The sequence below is a fragment of the Bradyrhizobium stylosanthis genome (assembly GCF_001641335.1).
GTDB lineage: Bacteria > Pseudomonadota > Alphaproteobacteria > Rhizobiales > Xanthobacteraceae > Bradyrhizobium > Bradyrhizobium stylosanthis.
The window spans coordinates 492,838-511,365 of sequence record NZ_LVEM01000005.1; the positions used below are offsets into that span (position 1 = coordinate 492,838).

The window sequence follows — 18,528 nt, forward strand, 5'->3', positions numbered from 1 at the left end:
AATTGTCGTGGGTGACCAGCGAACCGCCCGGATGCTGTTTTGGCCCAGCGGGCATTCAGCGCAGGTTTGACCTACGTCAACATGCGGGACCTGGCCTCATCCTCAGTTCCGGCATTGCTTGCCTCGATGTCCTTTCGGGAGAGGTATGATGGCCGATCCGACCAAGCTCTCGGTTGAGAAAGCGCTGGAAAAGATACGTCAGCGTGACGAGCCGAAATCAGAGAATTCGAACCTCGACGAAAAAACCGACGCTCTCAACGCGGAGATAAAGCGTATGCGAGCACAACGGCTCCGCCTCGAACGACAACAGGGCAAGCGTAGCTGAGCGCTGCCGTTCCCGGCGGTTGGACAAGGACGTATTCTGGATATTCCGCCGCCCGACTGCGGCGATGCGGCCCGCATGCCCGTTCACAACACTGTTATTGCGGCCCATGGCGCCCAAGGTCGCAACTGGGCGTTTTGCGTTTGTTGCTGTACCCTTGGCGGTGCCACTGCACGGCCCGCCCGGAGGATCTGACATGACGATTGTCGTACTCAACCGCCGCAATCTCCTCGTCGCCGGCGGGTCCGTCCTCGCAACCGGCGTCCTGGCAAGCGGCGTTCCCGGCCTGCTGTTGCCCGCCCGCGCCGACGGTCTCGCACCGACCGAAACCATGTCCGGCGGGGCGAACAATTACCGCAAGGGCGCGGCGATCGTGGACCGCATTGGCAAAGGCGGCTTCTGGATGAGCGGCACCGTCCGCCGCGCCGGCGACGGCGCGCCGCTCGCCGGGCAGCGCATCCAGATATGGGCGCACACCGTCGAAGGCCAGGAGCACGAGCCGCAGAGTCACGGCGCCACGCTCACCGACAAGGACGGCAAATTCCGGCTCGAGATGCCGCAGATCATTCCGATCTTCGGCCAGCCGCATGGCCATCTCGCCTATGACAGCGGCGAGTTCAAGACCGTCTTCCTGCGGCCGGTGATGCGCAGCCCGAAGGACACCAGCCTCGAAGCGCATTTCGTGCTGCAGGCCGCCTGACGGATTGCAAATGACGCGGTGGGCATTGGCCCGGGTGATCCTGATCTGGGCCGCTCTTGCCGTGGCCATCGGCGTGCCGATCGCGTTCGCCGCTGGAAGCGAGCAGCTCGCGTGGCGCGGTCCGGTCTACATCCTCGCCGGCTTCGCAGGCATCGTCGCGCTCGGTCTCGTGCTCATTCAGCCTCTGCTGATCGGCGGATATCTGCCGGGCTTTTCGGCCTATCGCGGCCGGAGGGCCCATCACTGGATCGGCGGCGCGCTGGTCCTGGCGGTGGTGATCCATGTCGCCGGCCTCTGGATCACGAGCCCGCCCGACATGATCGACGCGCTGACCTACGCATCGCCGACGCCGTTTTCGCCTTTCGGCGTGACCGCGATGTGGGCCATCTTCCTCGTCGCGCTGCTGGCGTCGCTGCGGCGACGACTGGGCCTGAGGCCGCGAACCTGGCGCTTCCTTCACATGCCGCTCGCGCTCGTCATCGTCGTCGGCAGCGTAGCCCATTGCCTGCTGATCGAGGGAACGATGGAGACGATCTCCAAGGCCGCGCTGTGCGCGCTCGTGCTCGCGGCGACCGCAAAAGCCATGATCGACCTGCAGGTGTGGCGAAAGCGCAGGGCGCTGCGCGGGGAGGGCACCGCGCGGCAATAAGCCGGACGAACCGGGCCCATCGTACACTTCCCCGGTCCCGTCCTTTGTGTGCAGAATGGCGCGCGCGAGGGATCGTCATCGGGTGGGGGATCTTGAAATGGCAGGGCAGACCATTCATTTCGACGACGGTGCCGCCTACGAACAGATGATGGGTATCTGGAGCCGGTTCGCCGGCACCATATTCCTCGACTGGCTGGCACCGCCCGCGGGCCTGCGGTGGATCGACATCGGCTGCGGCAACGGTGCCTTCACCGAACTCCTGGTCGAGCGATGCAGCCCGGTCGAGGTCCAGGGCATCGATCCCTCCGCGGAGCAGCTCGCCTTTGCCCGGACACGGCCGTCGGCGCGAGTGGCCAGGTTTCAGCAGGGCGATGCCATGGCGCTGCCCTTCGCCGACGGCAGTTTCGACGCGGCGGTGATGGCGCTGGTTCTCGTCTTCGTTCCGGATCCCGCCAAGGGTATCAGCGAGATGGCGCGGGTCGTCGTCCCCGGCGGCACCGTCGCAACCTACATGTGGGACATGCTGGGTGGTGGCTTTCCGCTCGACCCGATCTACGACGAGATCAGGGCGATGGGCCTTGCGGCAACGCGCCCGCCGCAGATGGAGGCCTCCCGCATGGACGCGTTGCGCGAGCTCTGGCGCGGAGCAGGTCTCGAGGACGTGCAGACGCGGGAGATCACGGTGCAGCGGACCTTTTCCGGTTTCGACGATTTCTGGTCAACCAATCTGAAGTCTCCCGCGCTTCGCCCTTCCGTTGCGGCGATGAAGCCCGCGGAAGTCGAGACACTCATCGCGCGGGTCCGTGCGCGCCTGCCGGCGGATGCCGACGGTCGCATCACCTACAGCGCACGCGCCCATGCGATCAGGGGGCGCCGTCCCGCATAGCTTGCAGTGCGCGAGGCCGCTATGCGCCTTGCTTGCTGCACCGGACGATGGGGCGTAACGTCGAGCGATGGTTGCCATTGCTCCCGATCTGAAAGCGTTCCTGCTGGCGACGCCGTTCTTCGGCGGTCTTCCGGAGCCGAGCCTCGACCTCCTCGTCTCGATGCTGGTCGAGCGCCGCTTCGATGCCGGCGCGACCGTCGTCGCGGAAGGCGAGGCCGGACGTTCGATGTTCATCGTCAAATCCGGCCGCCTCGCGGTGAGCAAACGGGCGACCGCGGGAAGCGTCGTCCCGATTTCCGTTCTGGATCCCGGCGATTTCTTCGGCGAGATGACGCTGATCGAAATGCAGAACCGTTCCGCCACCGTGGTCGCGGAAGCACCGACGGTGCTGTACGAGCTGACCGCGCAGAATCTCTATGCCTGCTACAAGACAGACATCCACGCCTATGTGATCGTCCTGCAGAACATCAACCGCGAGCTCTGCAGAAGGCTGCGCCGTTCCGACGATCGGTTCGCGGGACGGCTGGAGCGAGACGACGATTGATCGTGCGTAGGATGGGTAGAGCGCAGCGAAACCCATCATGCCTCGGCACCGGCAGTGCCTCGATGGGTTTCGCTGCGCTCTACCCATCCTACGAGCTACTACAAGGCAGACATCCACGCTTATGTGATCGTCCTGCAGGACATCAACCGCGAGCTCTGCAGAAGGCTACGCCGTTCCGACGATCGGTTCGCGGGACGACTGGAGCGAGACGACGATTGATCGTGCGTAGGATGGGTAGAGCGCAGCGAAACCCATCATGCCTCGGCATCGAACAAGTTTGTAGCCCGGATGGAGCGAAGCGCAATCCGGGACGGCTGTGTCCACGGCGATCGATCCCGGATTACGCTTGCGCTCCATCCGGGCTTCGCCACAGGACATCAGGTGAGTGACGAGAATTGATCGTGCGTAGCGGGTAGGATGGGTAGAGCCCTTGCGAACCTATCATGATTGTCATCGAGGTAAGGCCCACCCCACGATGACGATCATGGCCGTCCAGCAGACGGATAGAACTGCGTTAGAAACTCGGCGATCTCGTGATCGTCTGCCTGCCAACGTGGCCCACGTTCGTTTCGCATCAGTGAGAGGCCGAGGAGTTCAAGCGGGCAATCGGCCACAAGCTCGAGCGTTCCTTTCTTCGCGATCCAGCGCTCTTCGCCGTCTCTATCGAGCGAATAGCCCAATTGGACGAGCGTGAGATACGCTGGAGCTTCCGTGTTGCCTGCTGCGGCAATGGTTTCTTGCGTCATCTCATTCCCATGCCCATCGAGCTTAGTAAGCGTAGGATGGATAGAGCATTTGCGAAACCCATCATGCCTCGGCACCGGCAGTGCCTCGATGGGTTTCGCTGCGCTCTACCCATCCTACGAGCCGGTTTGCCGGCGCGGCTACAGCAGCGCCAATGAGTGCAGCGAGTTTCTATGAAGGCCGAAGGCAACGAGGCCGGAGAGAAGCAGCGCAGTCCCAGTCACGATCAGGCAACACGCAATCACTATTGGAGCCTCGGGTTCGTCATCGATGACGAAGACGATAATAGATAAAATTTTACCGACAATCGAAAGGAAGAATTAACCTTACCTGGGCGGCCAGGTCGCCGGCATCCGGTCTTCGGATGGATCGGCGTGCGTAGGATGGGTAGAGCGCAGCGAAACCCATCATGCCTCGGCACCGAACAAGCCCTCGATGGGTTTCGCTTGCGCTCTACCCATCCTACGAGCCTCAGATGGATCGGCGGGGTTGTGTCCCCATGCATGCCGATCTGCCCGTCGGGCAAAACACCTCCAAGCCCCGTCAATCCCTCTCATCAAAAATATTCCACTTTACCGAAATTCGGAATCGCGGCATTCTCGCGCCATCCCGGTCCCCGGAGAGGGGCGATCGTACGTCGCAGCGAACGTGGATCGGGGTGCGGTGGACGCGGCTGCGTCGGGCACGCCAAGGCGGGACCAGGGCGAGATGAACCTCGTGAGGTCGGTCGGCGTGCAGACGGACGGCGTAGCCAGCGTACGGCAAAACCATGTGGTCCTGACCGTCGTTGCTACGGTCAAGCCTTGCGGAGATGGCTTTGGGCTCGACCGGGTCTGGAGACATCGCCAATTCGCGAGGCGACGGAGGCCAGAAGGAACTCGGCTCCGGGGAGAGCAGGCATAAGCCGTCAAACCACTGCGCAGGGAAGGCCGGGTGTTTCCGGCCCACCTGTCGTCCCGTCTGCGCATTTGCGTGTGCAAATCTTCGCGCAGCGGATCATGGGTGCCAGCCGGCACCCGGTCTTCCCTGCGCCCTCTTCACGGAAGAGGGACAAGGAACGAGCAAAACTCGGGCATCTCGAGCCGCGAGAATGCCGATCTGTGCGTGATTGAACCGAGGAGAATGGTGCTGCCAGACAGGATTGAACTGTCGACCTCTCCATTACCAATGGAGTGCTCTACCACTGAGCTACGGCAGCATGTGCTGGGATCAGAATCGGCCGCCACAGGGGCCTAACCAAGCGGGCCGATATCTGCCACAAGCCCCCCTCCTGTGCAAGCTTGCAAGGCCGCTCAAAACGAGAAAATCGGGCCGATATCGAGGCCAAAATGCCCGTTTTCGCTCGAAACAGCAGACTTTTCCCCGATTCGCGGGCCGATGTCCCCACCCAACTGGCCAGTTGGCCCGGGGCGCGGATTCGATCCATTTCGAGTTTCGCACGATCGGTCGCGTCCTGCCTCTTGAGCTGCCATGTTCGTTGGGCATGTTATGGCCGATCGCTGCGATGGACCTTCGATGACTGAGCGGAACGACAGAAGCGAGAAACAGGGCAGGGCCTCGCGGGACGACCGGCTGAAATCGGCGCTGCGCGAGAACCTGAAGCGGCGGAAGCTGCAGGCGCGCGAGCGCGCCGCCGCCGAGCCCTCGCAGGATGACGATGGTTCCCTAGATGAGGGGACCGCCGGCAAGATCGACGATTGAAGACCGGCGATTGAAGTCCCGGCGAATGAAGGCCGGCAGCTGGATTTTTGGAATGGACGGGAATGACGATGGCGCAGGACGAGGTGCAGAGAACCGACAGGGAAGCGCTGATGGCGCAATTCACGCGTCCCGAGCAGACCTTTCCGACGCTGACACCTGCCGAAATCGAGCGCCTGCGCCATTTCGGCGAGGTTCAGCACTATAAGGACGGCGTGCTGCTGTTCGAGACCGGCCAGCCCGGGCCGGGCATGTTCGTGGTGCTGGCGGGGCACGTCGCCGTCACCCAGCGCGACGGCCTCGGTCACGTCACCCCGGTGATCGATCAGGGGCCGGGACAGTTTCTCGCCGAGCTCGGCCAGCTCTCGGGCCGGCCGGCGCTGGTCGACGGTCGCGCCGAGGGCGATGTCGAGGTGCTGCTGGTGCCGCCGGACCGGCTGCGCGCACTGCTGGTGGCCGAAGCCGAGCTCGGCGAGCGCATCATGCGCGCGCTGATCCTGCGCCGGGTCAACCTGATCCAGGGCGGCATCGGCGGCCCCGTGCTGATCGGGCCGTCGAACTCCGCCGGCGTGGTGCGCCTGCAGAGCTTTCTCACCCGCAACGGCCAGCCGCATCATCTGCTCGATCCCGCCAGCGAGCATGATGCCGCCGAGCTGATCGCGCGCTATTCGCCGAAGCCGGAGGATTGGCCGCTGGTCGTTACCGCCGGCGGCACGGTGCTGCGCAACCCCAGCGAGACCGAGCTCGGCCGCGCCATCGGCATGATCGGCGGTGCCAAGGACAACCGCATCTACGACGTCGCCATCGTCGGCTGCGGACCGGCGGGGCTCGCGACCGCGGTCTATGCGGCCTCGGAAGGTCTCTCGGTCGCCGTGGTCGACACCCGCGCCTTCGGCGGCCAGGCCGGCGCCAGCGCGCGCATCGAGAACTATCTGGGTTTCCCGACCGGCATCTCCGGCCAGGCGCTGGCGGGCCGCGCCTTCACCCAGGCGCAGAAGTTCGGCGCCGAGATCATGATCCCGATGTCGGTGAGCTCGCTGGATTGCTCGCGCGCCAACGGCAGCTTCAAGCTGGCGCTGGATTGCGGCGACACCTTGCGTTCGCGCGCGGTGGTGGTCGCCAGCGGCGCGCGCTATCGCCGTCCCGACATCGAAAACCTCGACAAGTTCGAGGGCCGCGGCGTCTGGTACTGGGCATCCCCGGTCGAGGCGAAGCTGTGCGCCGGCGAAGAAGTGGCGCTGGTCGGCGCCGGCAATTCGGCGGGCCAGGCCGCGGTGTTCCTGTCGGGCCACGCCAAGCGCGTGCTGATGATCATCCGCGGCGGCGGCCTCGGGGCCAGCATGTCGCGCTATCTCATCGAGCGCATCGAAGCGACGCCGAACATCGAATTGATGTTCAACACCGAGATCACCGCGCTCGAGGGCGACGACACCTCGCTGCTGCGGCGGATCCGCTGGAAGAGCCGGCTGTCGGACGACGAGGACTCCGCCGACATCCGCAATCTCTTCCTGTTCGTCGGCGCCGATCCCGCCACCTCGTGGCTCGACGGCTGCGGCGTGACGCTCGATCGCGGCGGCTTCGTCGTCACGGGCGCGCAATCCGAGCTGAACCAGGGCAAGCTGGTGGCGCCGCTCGAGACCTCGGTACCCGGCGTCTACGCCGTCGGCGACGTCCGCTCCGGCTCGGTCAAGCGCGTCGGCGGTGCCATCGGCGAAGGCGCCCAGGTCGTGGCCTCCCTGCACGGCTATCTTGGCGACGCCGCAAAACCGGCGCTCTAAAAGCGTTTTCGAGCGAAGTGGATCCCCGGTTCGCGTCAAGAAAACGCGTCAAAACAAGAATCTAGAGGTTCGTTCCGATTCCATCGGAAGCGGAACGAGGCTCTCGTCAAGGAGAAGGCAAGGGAATGGCAAGTCGAATGAGGCTTGCCATCTTGCCGGCAACTACAGACTATCCCCTCATCCTGAGGAGCCGCGACAGCGGCGTCTCGAAGGATGCAGGCCCGGAATAACGACCCGGGCCTCGATGGTTCGAGACGCGTGCTTCGCACGCTCCTCACCATGAGGATCGACAAACAAAACGCCCAACGGGAGGACTAAATGGCCGAACTCGTCGTGCTCTACAAAACACCAAAAGACGCTGCCGCCTTCGACAAGCACTATGCCGAGACCCACATTCCGCTCGCCAAGAAACTGCCCGGCCTGAAGAACTACGCCGTCAGCACCGGCCCGGTCGGCTCGCCCGCCGGTCCCTCAGGCGTTCACCTCGTCGCCATCCTCTCCTTCGACAGCGTGGCCGACATCCAGAAGGCCTTCGGCAGCGACGCGGGCAAGGCGGCCGCGGGTGACGTGCCGAAATTCGCCAGCGGCGGCGCCGACCTCCTGATCTTCGACACCAAGAACGTGTGAGACACGCACACAGCGTCTTGCCTGCGGCGAATTCGATTCAACTTTCGTCGCAAGTTTGCCGCTGTTTGCGACAACGGTGCAAATAATTCAGCCATGCGTTTGTCGATTCGCACGACGGCGCATGGCTCCGCGCAAGCCTGTGACATTGCGTGAGTAGCCATTCGATGAGGGCCGTAATACCATCTCGCAGCTTCCCGGAGAGAGTGAGATGATGTTTGGATTGAGCCTGTCTGCGATTACACTGATCCATGTCGTCATCAGCCTGATTGCGATCGTCGCCGGTTTCGTCGTGATGTTCGGCCTGCTCGGCTCGAAATCGATGCCGGGCCTCACCGCGATCTTCCTGCTGTTCACTATCCTCACCAGCGCCACCGGCTTCCTGTTTCCGTTCAAGGAGCTGCTGCCCTCGCACATCATCGGCATCATCTCGCTGGTGCTGCTCGCGATCGCCTGCCTCGCGCTCTACGGCATGAAACTCGCTGGCGTGTGGCGTCCGGTCTACATCGTGACCGCGATGATCTCGCTCTATTTCAACGTCTTCGTGCTGGTGATCCAGTCGTTCCTGAAGATTCCGGCGCTTGCCGCGCTCGCGCCCGCCGTGCCGCCGGCGCCGCCCTCCGGTCCGGTGTTCGCCGTGGTGCAGGGCATCGTGCTGGTGTTTTTCGTGGTGCTGACGATCGGCGCCTGGCGCCGCTACAAGCCGATGACGTTTGCTTGAACGCACGTTTCCGGTCGATGCGTGGCATCGACCTCGTGATATCGCACAACCATCTCTGGATCACCGGCTCGCATCTTTGCGAGTCCCGGATTGATTTTCACTGAAGGAGCCATTCATGCCCACCATCACCACCAAGGACGGCGTCGAGATTTTCTTCAAGGATTGGGGTTCTGGCCAGCCGATCGTGTTCAGCCATGGCTGGCCACTGTCGTCGGACGACTGGGACGCGCAGATGATGTATTTCGTCACGCGCGGCTATCGGGTCATCGCCCATGACCGCCGTGGCCACGGCCGCTCGTCGCAGGTCGCCGACGGTCACGACATGGATCATTACGCCGACGATCTCGCGGCGGTCACCGCGCATCTCGACCTCAAGAACGCCATCCATGTCGGCCATTCCACCGGCGGCGGCGAAGTCGTGCACTACATCGCCCGTCACGGCGAGAGCCGCGTCGCCAAGGCGGCGATCCTCTCGGCGGTGCCGCCGCTGATGGTGCAGACCGCGGCCAATCCCGGCGGCCTGCCGAAGAGCGTGTTCGACGATCTCCAGAAGCAGCTCGCCGCCAGCCGCACGCAGTTCTATCGCGACCTCGCCTCCGGCCCGTTCTACGGCTTCAACCGTCCCGGCGCCAAGCCGTCGGAAGCGGTGATCCAGAACTGGTGGCGCCAGGGCATGATGGGCGGCGCGAAGGCGCATTACGACGGCATCGTCGCGTTCTCGCAGACCGACTTCACCGAGGACCTGAAGAAGATCGACGTGCCAGTCCTGGTGATGCACGGCGACGACGACCAGATCGTGCCTTACGCCGATTCCGGTCCGCTCTCGGCCAAGCTGCTCAAGAAGGGCACCCTGAAGACCTACAAGGGATTCCCCCACGGCATGCCGACCACGCACGCCGAGACGATCAACGCGGACCTGCTGGCGTTCTTCAAGGAGTGAGGGACGCTGATCTTACCCTCTCCCCTTGTGGGAGAGGGTGGCTCGCCGCGGAGCGGCGAGACGGGTGAGGGGTCTGTCTCGGCGCGTGAGATCGTGGAGGCAAACCCCTCATCCGGCGCTTCGCGCCACCTTCTCCCACAAGGGGAGAAGGAAGAAGGAGTCTCACTCCAATATCGCCCGGATCGCATCGAAGGTGCGCTTCACAAAAGCCTCCGGCTTCTCGCGCGCACCCTCGCCGATCCAGCTTTCGCCGCCGACGCGCATCGCGCCGGTGGCGATCATCGCGACGAGGCGGGCCTTCTGCCGGTCGGATTTGCGCCCCGACCGCTGGGCCAGCCCTTCGGCAAGTGCGCGCTCCAGCTTTTCGTATTTGAGCTGGTCGCGGGCGTGGAGCGCCGGGTTGTCGCGCTTGAGCCGCGACATCGCGGCCGCCTCCGCGGGATCGATCCGCTTCACCGCCGCGGCGATCGCATTCTCGGCGGCGGTCAGCATGGACTCGTCGGCCGGACGCGCGAGGATCTCGGCGACCAGCGCGCTTGCCGCATCCTCCTGCCAGGCGGCGACGACGTCCTCCTTGGACGCGAAATAGTGGAAGAAGCTGCGGCGCGACATCTCCGCGCCGGCCGCGATGTCGTCGATGGTCGTGGCCTCGAAGCCGCGCTCCAGGAACAGCGCCATCGCCGCGCGCTTGAGCCGCTCGCGCGTCTGTTGCTGCTTGCGCTCGCGAAGGCCCGGCGCCGCCGGCGATTTCTCTCCCCGCGTCAATGGCTTGGCGCTTGTCCTGGCAGGCTTCGAAACCTTCAAATTATTTCACCTCTTGCAAATTTGCACTCAGTGCACATTTAGACCCGTCGCGGGCCTTATTCCAGCCCCGAACGGAGACGCGGCATGACCGACTGGAGCACGGCAGACATTTCCTCTCTCAGCGGCAAGACCGCGGTCGTGACCGGGGCCACGGGCGGCCTCGGTTACGAGACAGCGATGGCGCTGGCAGGCGCCGGTGCCATTGTCATACTCACGGGGCGCAACGACGCAAAGGGCCTGCGGGCGATCGAGAGCATCTGCGAGCGGTTTCCCAATGCGTTGATCGCCTATGAGCCTCTCGATCTCGCCAGCCTGTCCTCCGTCGCCGATTTCGCACGGCGCTTTGCCGCCAGCAACGAGCAGCTCGATCTCCTCGTCAACAATGCCGGCGTGATGGCGCTGCCGAAGCGGCAGCAGACCGAGGATGGTTTCGAGATGCAGCTCGGCACCAACTATTTCGGCCATTACGCGCTGACGGCGCGCCTGCTGCCGCAGCTTCGCCGCGCCAGGGCACCGCGTGTCGTCAACCTCTCGAGCCTTGCGCACCGCTCCGGCGCGATCAATTTCAACGACCTGCAGGGCAAGCATTCCTACCGTCCCTGGCGCGCTTATTGCCAGTCCAAGCTCGCGATGCTGATGTTTGCCTTGGAATTGCAGCGGCGCAGCCTCGCTAGCGGCTGGGGTGTGACGAGCCTGGCCGCGCATCCCGGCTACGCGCGGACCGATCTCATTGCGAACGGGCCGGGCACCAGCTCGTTCCAGTCGCGGGTCGGCCGGTGGCTCCAGCCGCTGATGAGCCATTCCGCGGCCGAGGGCGCGTTGCCGACGCTGTTCGCCGCGACCTCGCCGGCCGCCGAGCCCGGCGGCTACTACGGTCCGAACGGCTTCTACGAGTTGAAGGGCCCGCCGGCGCCGGCGAAGATCATGCCGCAGGCGAAGGACTTCGCCGCGGCTGCCATGCTGTGGGATGTCTCGGCAACGTTGACCGGTGTATCCTTCGACGAGATCGCGGTCGCTGCATGAGCCGCGACATCGTTGGAGACGTCGCGATGCGAGTCATCATCTTCGGTGCGACCGGCATGGTCGGGCAGGGCGTCCTGCGCGAGTGCCTGATCGACCCCGGCATCGCGCGCGTGCTCGTGGTCGGCCGCAGCCCGACCGGCGTGCACGACCCCAAGCTCGCCGAGATCATCCACGACGACTTCCTGAATTACTCGGCGATCGAAGCAGAGCTCACCGGCTACGACGCCTGCTTTTTCTGCCTCGGCGTCTCCTCGATCGGCATGAGCGAGGAGCGCTACCGCCATCTCACCTACGACCTCACGCTCGCGGCTGCGACGACGCTGGCGCGGCTCAATCCGCAGATGACGTTCACCTATGTCACCGGCGCCGGCACCGATTCCACCGAGCAGGGGCCGCGGATGTGGGCGCGGGTCAAGGGCAAGACCGAGAACGACCTGCTCAAGCTGCCGTTCAAGGCGGCCTACATGTTCCGGCCCGGCGCGATCCAGCCGCTGCATGGGGCCCGTTCCAAGACCGCCTGGGTGCAGGCGGTCTATACCGCAACCTCGCCGCTCTGGTCGGTGCTGCGCCGGATCTCGCCCACCCTCGTCACCTCGACCGAGCAGATGGGCCGCGCCATGATCCACGTCGCCCGGCAGGGGTATCCGCGGAAGGTGCTGGAAATGGCGGATATCAATGGCATCTAGCCGGCCAGGGCGTTAGTTGTGGGGAAATTTCCGCGCCTGCGCGCGTTGAACCCCATCCGCCCTGAAGGAGAAGCGCCGGCGATGTCTCCCCAGCTCAAAATGATTGCGCTCGATGCCGACGATCTCGCCGTCATCTCCACCCATGTCCAGGACGCCCGCGTGCAGGCTGCCGACATCGTCTGGCGGCAGGGGGAAAAGCGGCTGGTGGTCGGCATGAGCCGGCTGGACTGGGAGCAGACGCTGGACGGGACGGCCGAGCCGCGCCGGCTGGTCGCCGCCCTCCGCTTCGACCGCGTGCTCGCCTGCAAATCGCGCAACATCGACCTGGGCGCGCCGGAGAAGGTCCTGGACCTCGTCGGCATCGAGTTTCACCCCCAGGACGGCCGCGCCGAGGAGCCCGGCGGCAGCGCCCTGCTGCTGTTCGCCGAAGGCGGCGCCATCCGGCTCGACGTCGAATGCCTGGAATGCGAGCTGACCGATCTCGGGATGGATGATTTGGGGACGGGCCTGGAGACCGAGGGGGAGGGGTGAGGTGGTATGCCAACGCCACGCATTCCGCCGCCGTCGCGGCGAAAACCGGGACCCGCCTTCCAAGGGTTGACGGCGGGGGGCCGCCGCGCCATTGAGCAGGGGCCCGGGTGAGCCAATCCGCCCCAAAGACCAGCCGGAAGCCAAGCCAGAAATGCCCGTTCGTCTCGACCGCAGCAGCGCCGATTTTGACCAGCGATTCGCGGCCTTCCTCGCCGCCAAGCGCGAGGTCTCGGCCGACGTGGAGGCAGCCGCGCGCGCCATCGTCGACGATGTGGCGAAGCGCGGCGATGCGGCCCTGCTCGAGGCGACTGCCAAGTTCGATCGCTTGAAGCTGGACGCATCCGGCCTGCGTATCACGGCGGCCGAGATCGAGACGGCCGTGAAGGCCTGCGATGCCGCGACGCTGGATGCCCTCAAGCTCGCCCGCGACCGCATCGAGACCTACCACAGCCGCCAATTGCCGAAGGACGAGCGCTTCACCGATCCGCTCGGCGTCGAGCTTGGCTGGCGCTACACCGCGATCGAATCTGCCGGCCTCTATGTTCCCGGCGGAACCGCGGCCTATCCGTCCTCTGTGCTGATGAATGCGGTGCCGGCAAAGGTCGCCGGCGTCTCGCGCCTCGTGATGGTGGTGCCTTCGCCCGACGGCAAGCTCAATCCGCTGGTGCTGGCGGCCGCGCATCTCGGCGGCGTCACCGAGATCTATCGCGTCGGCGGCGCGCAGGCCGTGGCCGCGCTCGCGCACGGCACCGCGACGATCGCGCCGGTCGCCAAGATCGTCGGCCCGGGCAATGCCTATGTCGCCGCCGCAAAGCGGCTGGTGTTCGGCAAGGTCGGCATCGACATGATCGCCGGTCCCTCCGAAGTGCTTGTCATCGCCGACGATACCGGCAATGCCGACTGGATCGCCGCCGATCTCCTGGCGCAGGCCGAGCACGATGCCAGCGCGCAATCGATCCTGATCACCGATTCGGCGCGGCTTGCCGCCGATGTCGAGAAGGCTGTCGAGGCGCAGCTGAAGACGCTGCCGCGCGCGACGATCGCAGGCACTTCGTGGGCCGATTTCGGCGCCATCATCATGGTGAAGAACCTCAACGACGCCATTCCGCTGGCGGATGCGATCGCGGCCGAGCATCTCGAGATCATGACGGTCGATCCCGACGCGCTCGCCGCCAGGATACGCAACGCCGGCGCGGTGTTCCTCGGCGCCCATACGCCTGAAGCGATCGGCGACTATGTCGGCGGCTCCAACCACGTGCTGCCGACGGCGCGCTCGGCGCGGTTCTCCTCGGGCCTCTCGGTGCACGACTTCATGAAGCGCACCTCGATCCTGAAATGCGGCCCGGATCAGCTGCGTGCGCTGGGACCTGCCGCGATGACCCTCGGCAAGGCGGAGGGGCTGGACGCCCATTCGCGTTCGATTGGATTGCGCCTCAATCTGTCATGACAAAGCCGCCCGAACAGGACGACTCCAGCAATCGCATCGTCGCGGTCACCCTCGACGAGGACTCGATCGGCCGTTCCGGGCCCGACATCGAGCACGAGCGCGCGATCGCGATCTACGACCTGATCGAGCAGAACCTGTTCGCGCCGGACGGCGCCGACGGGAAGGGGCCGTTCACGCTGCATATCGGCATCACCGGCAGCCGGCTGATGTTCGACATCCGCCGCGAGGACGGCACGCCCGTGGTCGCGCATCTGTTGTCGCTGACGCCGTTCCGGCGGATCGTGAAGGACTATTTCATGATCTGCGACAGCTACTACCAGGCGATCCGCACCGCGACGCCGGACAAGATCGAGGCCATCGACATGGGCCGCCGCGGCATCCATGACGAGGGATCGCGTACGCTCCAGGAGCGGCTGAAGGGCAAGGTGCGGGTCGACTTCGAGACCTCGCGCCGGCTGTTCACGCTCATCACTGTTCTGCATTGGAAAGGCTAATCGCGGATGGCTGCGCCCCCACGCGCAAGCAATCCGCAGTCGGTGCTGTTCGCTTGCGCGATGAACAGCGTGCGCTCGCCGATGGCCGAGAGCCTGCTGCAGCACATGTTTCCGCAGGGTCTCTATGTGAAGTCCGCCGGCGCCAGGAAGGGCGAGCTCGATCCGTTCGCGATCGCCATCATGGCCGAGCTCGGCCAGGACATCTCCACCCACAAGCCGCAGACCTTCGAGGAGCTGGAGGACTGGGAGGGGCTGAACTTCGATCTCATCATCACCCTCTCGCCCGAGGCGCATCACAAGGCGCTGGAGCTGACGCGCACGCTCGCCGCCGACGTCGAATACTGGCCGACACACGATCCCACCACGATCGAGGGCAGCCGCGACCAGAAACTCGCCGCCTATCGCGACGTCTGCGACCAGCTGCTGATGCGGATCCGACGCCGGTTTGCGAAGGTCGGCGCGGCGAGCGGGTAGCATGAGGCGGGCGTAACACCCGCGTCACAGATCGAGGGCACAGCCATGTCGGAAACCTCGAATCAGCAAAGTCCGGGTTCCCGGGTTGTGAAATCAGCCCCCTTCCGATAGGTTCCGCGCGCAATTCACCCCCTGCCTCATCCCCAAATCACCTGATGCTCGGCCGCCCCAAATTCGTACTCGCCTCCGGTTCGCCGCGACGCCTGTCGCTGCTCAACCAGGCCGGCATCGAGCCGGACGCGCTCCGGCCGGCCGACGTCGACGAGACGCCGAAGCGGGGCGAGCTGCCGCGCGCCTGCGCCAACCGCCTCGCGCGGGCCAAGGCCGATGCGGCGCTCAAATCGGTGCAGCTCGACGACGAGCTGCGCGGCTCCTTCATCCTGTCCGCCGACACGGTGGTGGCGGTCGGCCGCCGCATCCTGCCCAAGGCCAACCTCGTGGACGAGGCCGCGCAGTGCCTGCGGCTGCTGTCGGGGCGCAACCATCGCGTCTACACCGCGATCTGCCTGGTCACGCCGCGCGAGGCCTTCCGCCAGCGTCTGGTCGAGACCCGCGTTCGCTTCAAGCGTCTCTCGGAGGACGACATCCAGGCCTATATCGGCTCCGGCGAATGGCGCGGCAAAGCCGGCGGCTACGCGGTGCAGGGCATCGCCGGCTCGTTCGTGGTGAAGATGGTGGGGTCCTACACCAACGTCGTCGGCTTGCCGCTGTACGAGACCACGACGCTGCTCGGCGGCGAGGGCTTTCCGACCCGCTTCGGTTGGCTCAATTCCACCGCGGTGTGAGCGCCGGGCGGCGCCGACAAAAACTTCGAAAACAACCCCATGCACAGTAGAATGGCCCGGCCGGACCCACGCGGCGGCGCATGTGCCGCCGTTGCGGGAACCCCTTCGCCGACAGGCGCTTGAACGTGCTCACCGTGTAAAGCTGCGCGACACTCATGGACGACCAGGTCAACAGGCCCGCCGGGCCGCTCAAAACCTGCCCGATCTGCGGCAAGCCGCAGGCGCAGGCCACCCGCCCGTTCTGCTCCTCGCGCTGCCGCGACGTCGATCTGAACCGCTGGTTGAAGGGCGGCTACGTCATCCCCGGCCGCGACGACGAAGTCGATGATGTGGAATAATTAAATAATATCAATTGCTTGAGCGGGCGATCGACGCACCCCGCGCGAGTCCCGGCCAGCGCGCCCCAGCTTGTACACAGCCGGGGCGCGCCCGGCGAAACCTCTTGGCAAAGCCGGGTGGACAGGCAGCCCCGAGCCCACTATAAACCGCCCGCTCGATGGGCTTTGGCCCCTCTCTTGGAGCACGCCCAGGTAGCTCAGTTGGTAGAGCATGCGACTGAAAATCGCAGTGTCGGTGGTTCGATTCCGCCCCTGGGCACCATCCTCCCAAGCCCAAAACACGCGATAGCCGTTGACCGCCTTGCGGTCAGGGGAGCGGCAAGATCCGGTCAGCCCCGCCGTGCAAACACCAGCTGTCCGACGTCGATCTTTCCGGCTCTGAACCCTGCCTCGCAGTAGCACAGATAATATTCCCACATCCGGCGGAAGGGTTCGTCGAATCCCATCGAGGTCAGGTCGATCCAGGCCCGGCTGAAATTGTCGCGCCAGAGTGAGATCGTCCTGGCGTAGTCCTGCCCGAACACCCGCTCGCGAATGATAGGCATCTCGAAGCGCTCGCCGAGCGATCGCAGAATGCTGGTCGAAGGCAGCATGCCGCCCGGAAAGATGTATCTCTGGATGAAGTCGACCCGTTGCCGATAGCTGCCGAAGAGCTCGTCGCGAACCGTGATGGCCTGGATGCCAGCCAGGCCGCCGGGCTTGAGCCGCTGCGTCAGCTGATTGAAATAGGCAGGCCAGAATTGCTCGCCGACGGCCTCGATCATCTCGATGGAGGCGATGCGGTCGAAGCGGCCGTCCTGGTCGCGATAATCCTGCAATCGGATCTCGACCTTTTCGGCGAGCCCGGCCTCGTGGATCCGGCGACGGGCAAAATCATGCTGCTCCTTGCTGATCGTGAGTGCCAATACGTTGGCGCCGTAAGTCCTGGCGGCGAATTCAGCGAAGCCGCCCCAACCGCATCCGATCTCGAGCACGCTCTGACCGGGCTGCAATTCGATAGCCTTCGCCAGCTGCGCGTATTTGTGTTGTTGCGCGGCGGGGAGGTCGGCTGTCTCGGCCGGGAACAGAGCCGACGAGTAGGTCATGCTGGAATCGAGCCACGCTGCGAAGAACTCGTTTCCGAGATCGTAGTGCTTGTGGATGTTGTGCCTCGAGCCCTCCCTGGTATTGCGGCGGAGGCGATGAATCGCCCGCCGGCAGAGGCGAACCAGCATGTTCCCGGCGAAGGCGCTGTCGACCAGATCCTCGTTGAGACAGAATACGTAGAGAAGCTGGGCGAGATCGGGCGTGGTCCAGTCGCCCCGGATATAGGCCTCGGCCATGCCGATGTCGCCGCCGATAACGAGGCTGCGCGCGAATTTGTAGTTCTTCAGTTCGATCGAGGCCGACGGTCCCGGAAGCTGGCCACGCAACGTGACCATTCTCTGGTCGGGAAGGCGCACATGAAGGGTGCCGCACCGAAGTTGCGATGCAAGGCGCAAGGCAAGGCGGGCGAAGAACGGGACGCCATCAAATTGAACGGCTTGATGGGTGGCTGCCAGATCCATGGTTCAAATCTCGCGTTGCTTCAAACGAGGTACGTAGGGAACGCCCTTGAGCCAGAGCCGCATCGCTTCCCAGTGAATGGCCGCGATCACCTTGAACGTCAGGAGGGGAAGCCTGAAGAGCGCCGTCAAAAGGGTGTAGCTCGTCAGGGCACGACGTCGTCCGCAGAATGCTGCCGCAAACATCGCGCCCTGCGCGCCGATCTGCACGATCCTGACTTTCACATCCTGCCGAGGTGGAGAAACGCTGAAACGGTAATGCGTTTCCATCTCCATGAAGGGTGAAACGTAGAACGTCTTCGAATGGCGTTGGCGGACGACGCAGCTCGCGCCGTCCTCTTGCACCGGCAGGACGTAGGAATGCATCTCACCGAAGGTGTTGCGCACTTCGTAGATCAACAGCGCAAGATTGCCGGACGCGCCATAGCAGAAATAGATCGAGAGCGGGTTGAACACGTACCCCAGGACCTTGGGGTAACAGAGCAGGAGAACGCGGCCCCCGGCAAGGTCGACGCCGCGTTCGGCCGCGAGCTGCCGGGCGTATTGGCCGAGGCCCGCGCCCTTGCCGTCGCCGTGATCCCGCTCGTGAAAGCTGAAAGGCGCCGCTCGATTGATGCCGAACAGCCAGGACTGGCGATCCGCTTCGTTCAGCCGGTCGAGGTCGATCAGCAGGCTCATCACGCGATAGGTGAACCTGTGCTGCACCGGCCGCCATCGCGCGTGCATCACCTTTCCCCAATAGAGCGCGGCGGGCGCTGTCGCATCATCGGCCCTGGCTGGTTTCGCTCCGGCCATC

22 protein-coding genes and 2 tRNA genes are annotated in these 18,528 nt (G+C 64.8%); 19 read left to right on the top strand and 5 right to left on the bottom strand.

Translation table 11 applies throughout. The features are described from left to right. Positions 1-148 precede the first annotated feature (148 nt). The 5 genes from A7X65_RS42915 (at position 149) to A7X65_RS33600 (ending at position 3,101) form a co-directional block, all read left to right on the top strand. Positions 149-325 (top strand): hypothetical protein, encoded by a 177-nt coding sequence (locus tag A7X65_RS42915; protein ID WP_167358321.1) that lies wholly within the window; start codon positions 149-151, stop codon positions 323-325. 193 nt (positions 326-518) lie between these two features. Beyond that, the gene (locus tag A7X65_RS33585) at positions 519-1,022 is read left to right on the top strand and encodes a peptidase associated/transthyretin-like domain-containing protein (protein ID WP_063693463.1); all 504 of its coding nucleotides are present in this window, start codon (positions 519-521) and stop codon (positions 1,020-1,022) included. A 10-nt stretch (positions 1,023-1,032) separates the two neighbouring features. Further along, positions 1,033-1,671 carry a ferric reductase-like transmembrane domain-containing protein gene (locus A7X65_RS33590; RefSeq protein WP_063693466.1) on the top strand — a complete coding sequence of 213 codons (639 nt, stop codon included), beginning with the start codon at positions 1,033-1,035 and terminating at the stop codon, positions 1,669-1,671. 97 nt (positions 1,672-1,768) lie between these two features. Further along, a complete protein-coding gene (locus A7X65_RS33595) occupies positions 1,769-2,557 on the top strand; it encodes a class I SAM-dependent methyltransferase (protein ID WP_063693469.1) in 789 nt (262 codons plus the stop codon). Positions 2,558-2,624: 67 nt separating this feature from the next. Next, a complete protein-coding gene (locus A7X65_RS33600; protein WP_063693472.1) occupies positions 2,625-3,101 on the top strand; it encodes a cyclic nucleotide-binding domain-containing protein in 477 nt (158 codons plus the stop codon). A gap of 482 nt (positions 3,102-3,583) precedes the next feature. Here A7X65_RS33600 and A7X65_RS33605 read toward each other — a convergent pair whose 3' ends face one another. Both A7X65_RS33605 and A7X65_RS33610 read right to left on the bottom strand, forming a co-directional pair. Further along, positions 3,584-3,847 carry a hypothetical protein gene (locus A7X65_RS33605; protein ID WP_063693475.1) on the bottom strand — a complete coding sequence of 88 codons (264 nt, stop codon included), beginning with the start codon at positions 3,845-3,847 and terminating at the stop codon, positions 3,584-3,586. Between the two features lie 1,121 nt (positions 3,848-4,968). Beyond that, a tRNA-Thr gene (locus A7X65_RS33610) sits at positions 4,969-5,043 on the bottom strand. A 317-nt stretch (positions 5,044-5,360) separates the two neighbouring features. Between A7X65_RS33610 and A7X65_RS33615 the strand changes: the two genes are divergently transcribed. The 5 genes from A7X65_RS33615 to A7X65_RS33635 all read left to right on the top strand — a co-directional run bounded on the left by A7X65_RS33615 (position 5,361) and on the right by A7X65_RS33635 (position 9,606). After that, on the top strand, positions 5,361-5,546 hold the full coding sequence (locus tag A7X65_RS33615) for a hypothetical protein (RefSeq protein WP_063693868.1): 186 nt from the start codon (positions 5,361-5,363) through the stop codon (positions 5,544-5,546). Between the two features lie 68 nt (positions 5,547-5,614). Then, positions 5,615-7,321, top strand: a complete 1,707-nt coding sequence (locus tag A7X65_RS33620) for an FAD-dependent oxidoreductase (RefSeq protein ID WP_063693867.1) — start codon at positions 5,615-5,617, stop codon at positions 7,319-7,321. 318 nt (positions 7,322-7,639) lie between these two features. After that, positions 7,640-7,948: an EthD family reductase gene (locus A7X65_RS33625; protein WP_063693478.1), complete on the top strand. Its 309-nt coding sequence runs from the start codon at positions 7,640-7,642 to the stop codon at positions 7,946-7,948. 208 nt (positions 7,949-8,156) lie between these two features. Further along, positions 8,157-8,666, top strand: a complete 510-nt coding sequence (locus tag A7X65_RS33630) for a hypothetical protein (RefSeq protein ID WP_063693481.1) — start codon at positions 8,157-8,159, stop codon at positions 8,664-8,666. A 115-nt stretch (positions 8,667-8,781) separates the two neighbouring features. Next, complete coding sequence (locus tag A7X65_RS33635) at positions 8,782-9,606, top strand: alpha/beta fold hydrolase (protein WP_063693483.1); 825 nt, start codon at positions 8,782-8,784, stop codon at positions 9,604-9,606. A gap of 162 nt (positions 9,607-9,768) precedes the next feature. Here A7X65_RS33635 and A7X65_RS33640 read toward each other — a convergent pair whose 3' ends face one another. Further along, entirely contained in the window at positions 9,769-10,410 is a 642-nt protein-coding gene (locus A7X65_RS33640) for a TetR/AcrR family transcriptional regulator (protein WP_063693484.1), read from the bottom strand. 84 nt (positions 10,411-10,494) lie between these two features. Here A7X65_RS33640 and A7X65_RS33645 point away from each other — a divergent pair, with 84 nt between their 5' ends. The 9 genes from A7X65_RS33645 to A7X65_RS33685 all read left to right on the top strand — a co-directional run bounded on the left by A7X65_RS33645 (position 10,495) and on the right by A7X65_RS33685 (position 16,450). Next, complete coding sequence (locus A7X65_RS33645; RefSeq protein WP_063693486.1) at positions 10,495-11,433, top strand: SDR family oxidoreductase; 939 nt, start codon at positions 10,495-10,497, stop codon at positions 11,431-11,433. Positions 11,434-11,459: 26 nt separating this feature from the next. Next, on the top strand, positions 11,460-12,119 hold the full coding sequence (locus tag A7X65_RS33650) for a Rossmann-fold NAD(P)-binding domain-containing protein (RefSeq protein ID WP_063693869.1): 660 nt from the start codon (positions 11,460-11,462) through the stop codon (positions 12,117-12,119). Positions 12,120-12,200: 81 nt separating this feature from the next. Further along, positions 12,201-12,650, top strand: coding sequence for a DUF2948 family protein (locus A7X65_RS33655; protein ID WP_063693488.1), 450 nt, complete (start codon positions 12,201-12,203; stop codon positions 12,648-12,650). Positions 12,651-12,801: 151 nt separating this feature from the next. Next, complete coding sequence (hisD, locus tag A7X65_RS33660; protein ID WP_063693490.1) at positions 12,802-14,097, top strand: histidinol dehydrogenase; 1,296 nt, start codon at positions 12,802-12,804, stop codon at positions 14,095-14,097. Continuing rightward, positions 14,094-14,591, top strand: a complete 498-nt coding sequence (locus tag A7X65_RS33665; RefSeq protein ID WP_063693493.1) for a UPF0262 family protein — start codon at positions 14,094-14,096, stop codon at positions 14,589-14,591. Before hisD ends, A7X65_RS33665 begins: the two co-directional genes overlap by 4 nt. Before the next feature lie 6 nt (positions 14,592-14,597). Then, positions 14,598-15,065, top strand: a complete 468-nt coding sequence (locus A7X65_RS33670) for an arsenate-mycothiol transferase ArsC (RefSeq protein ID WP_063693496.1) — start codon at positions 14,598-14,600, stop codon at positions 15,063-15,065. Between the two features lie 155 nt (positions 15,066-15,220). Next, on the top strand, positions 15,221-15,850 hold the full coding sequence (locus A7X65_RS33675; RefSeq protein ID WP_063693500.1) for a Maf-like protein: 630 nt from the start codon (positions 15,221-15,223) through the stop codon (positions 15,848-15,850). 155 nt (positions 15,851-16,005) lie between these two features. Then, positions 16,006-16,188 (top strand): DNA gyrase inhibitor YacG, encoded by a 183-nt coding sequence (gene yacG, locus A7X65_RS33680; RefSeq protein WP_063693503.1) that lies wholly within the window; start codon positions 16,006-16,008, stop codon positions 16,186-16,188. A gap of 186 nt (positions 16,189-16,374) precedes the next feature. Continuing rightward, positions 16,375-16,450: transfer RNA gene (locus tag A7X65_RS33685), tRNA-Phe, on the top strand. A 67-nt stretch (positions 16,451-16,517) separates the two neighbouring features. Here the strand turns inward: A7X65_RS33685 and A7X65_RS33690 are convergent. Both A7X65_RS33690 and A7X65_RS33695 read right to left on the bottom strand, forming a co-directional pair. Then, positions 16,518-17,735, bottom strand: coding sequence for an SAM-dependent methyltransferase (locus tag A7X65_RS33690; protein ID WP_063693506.1), 1,218 nt, complete (start codon positions 17,733-17,735; stop codon positions 16,518-16,520). Between the two features lie 3 nt (positions 17,736-17,738). Then, positions 17,739-18,527 carry a DUF1365 domain-containing protein gene (locus A7X65_RS33695; protein WP_063693509.1) on the bottom strand — a complete coding sequence of 263 codons (789 nt, stop codon included), beginning with the start codon at positions 18,525-18,527 and terminating at the stop codon, positions 17,739-17,741. Between the last annotated feature and the right edge of the window lies 1 nt (position 18,528).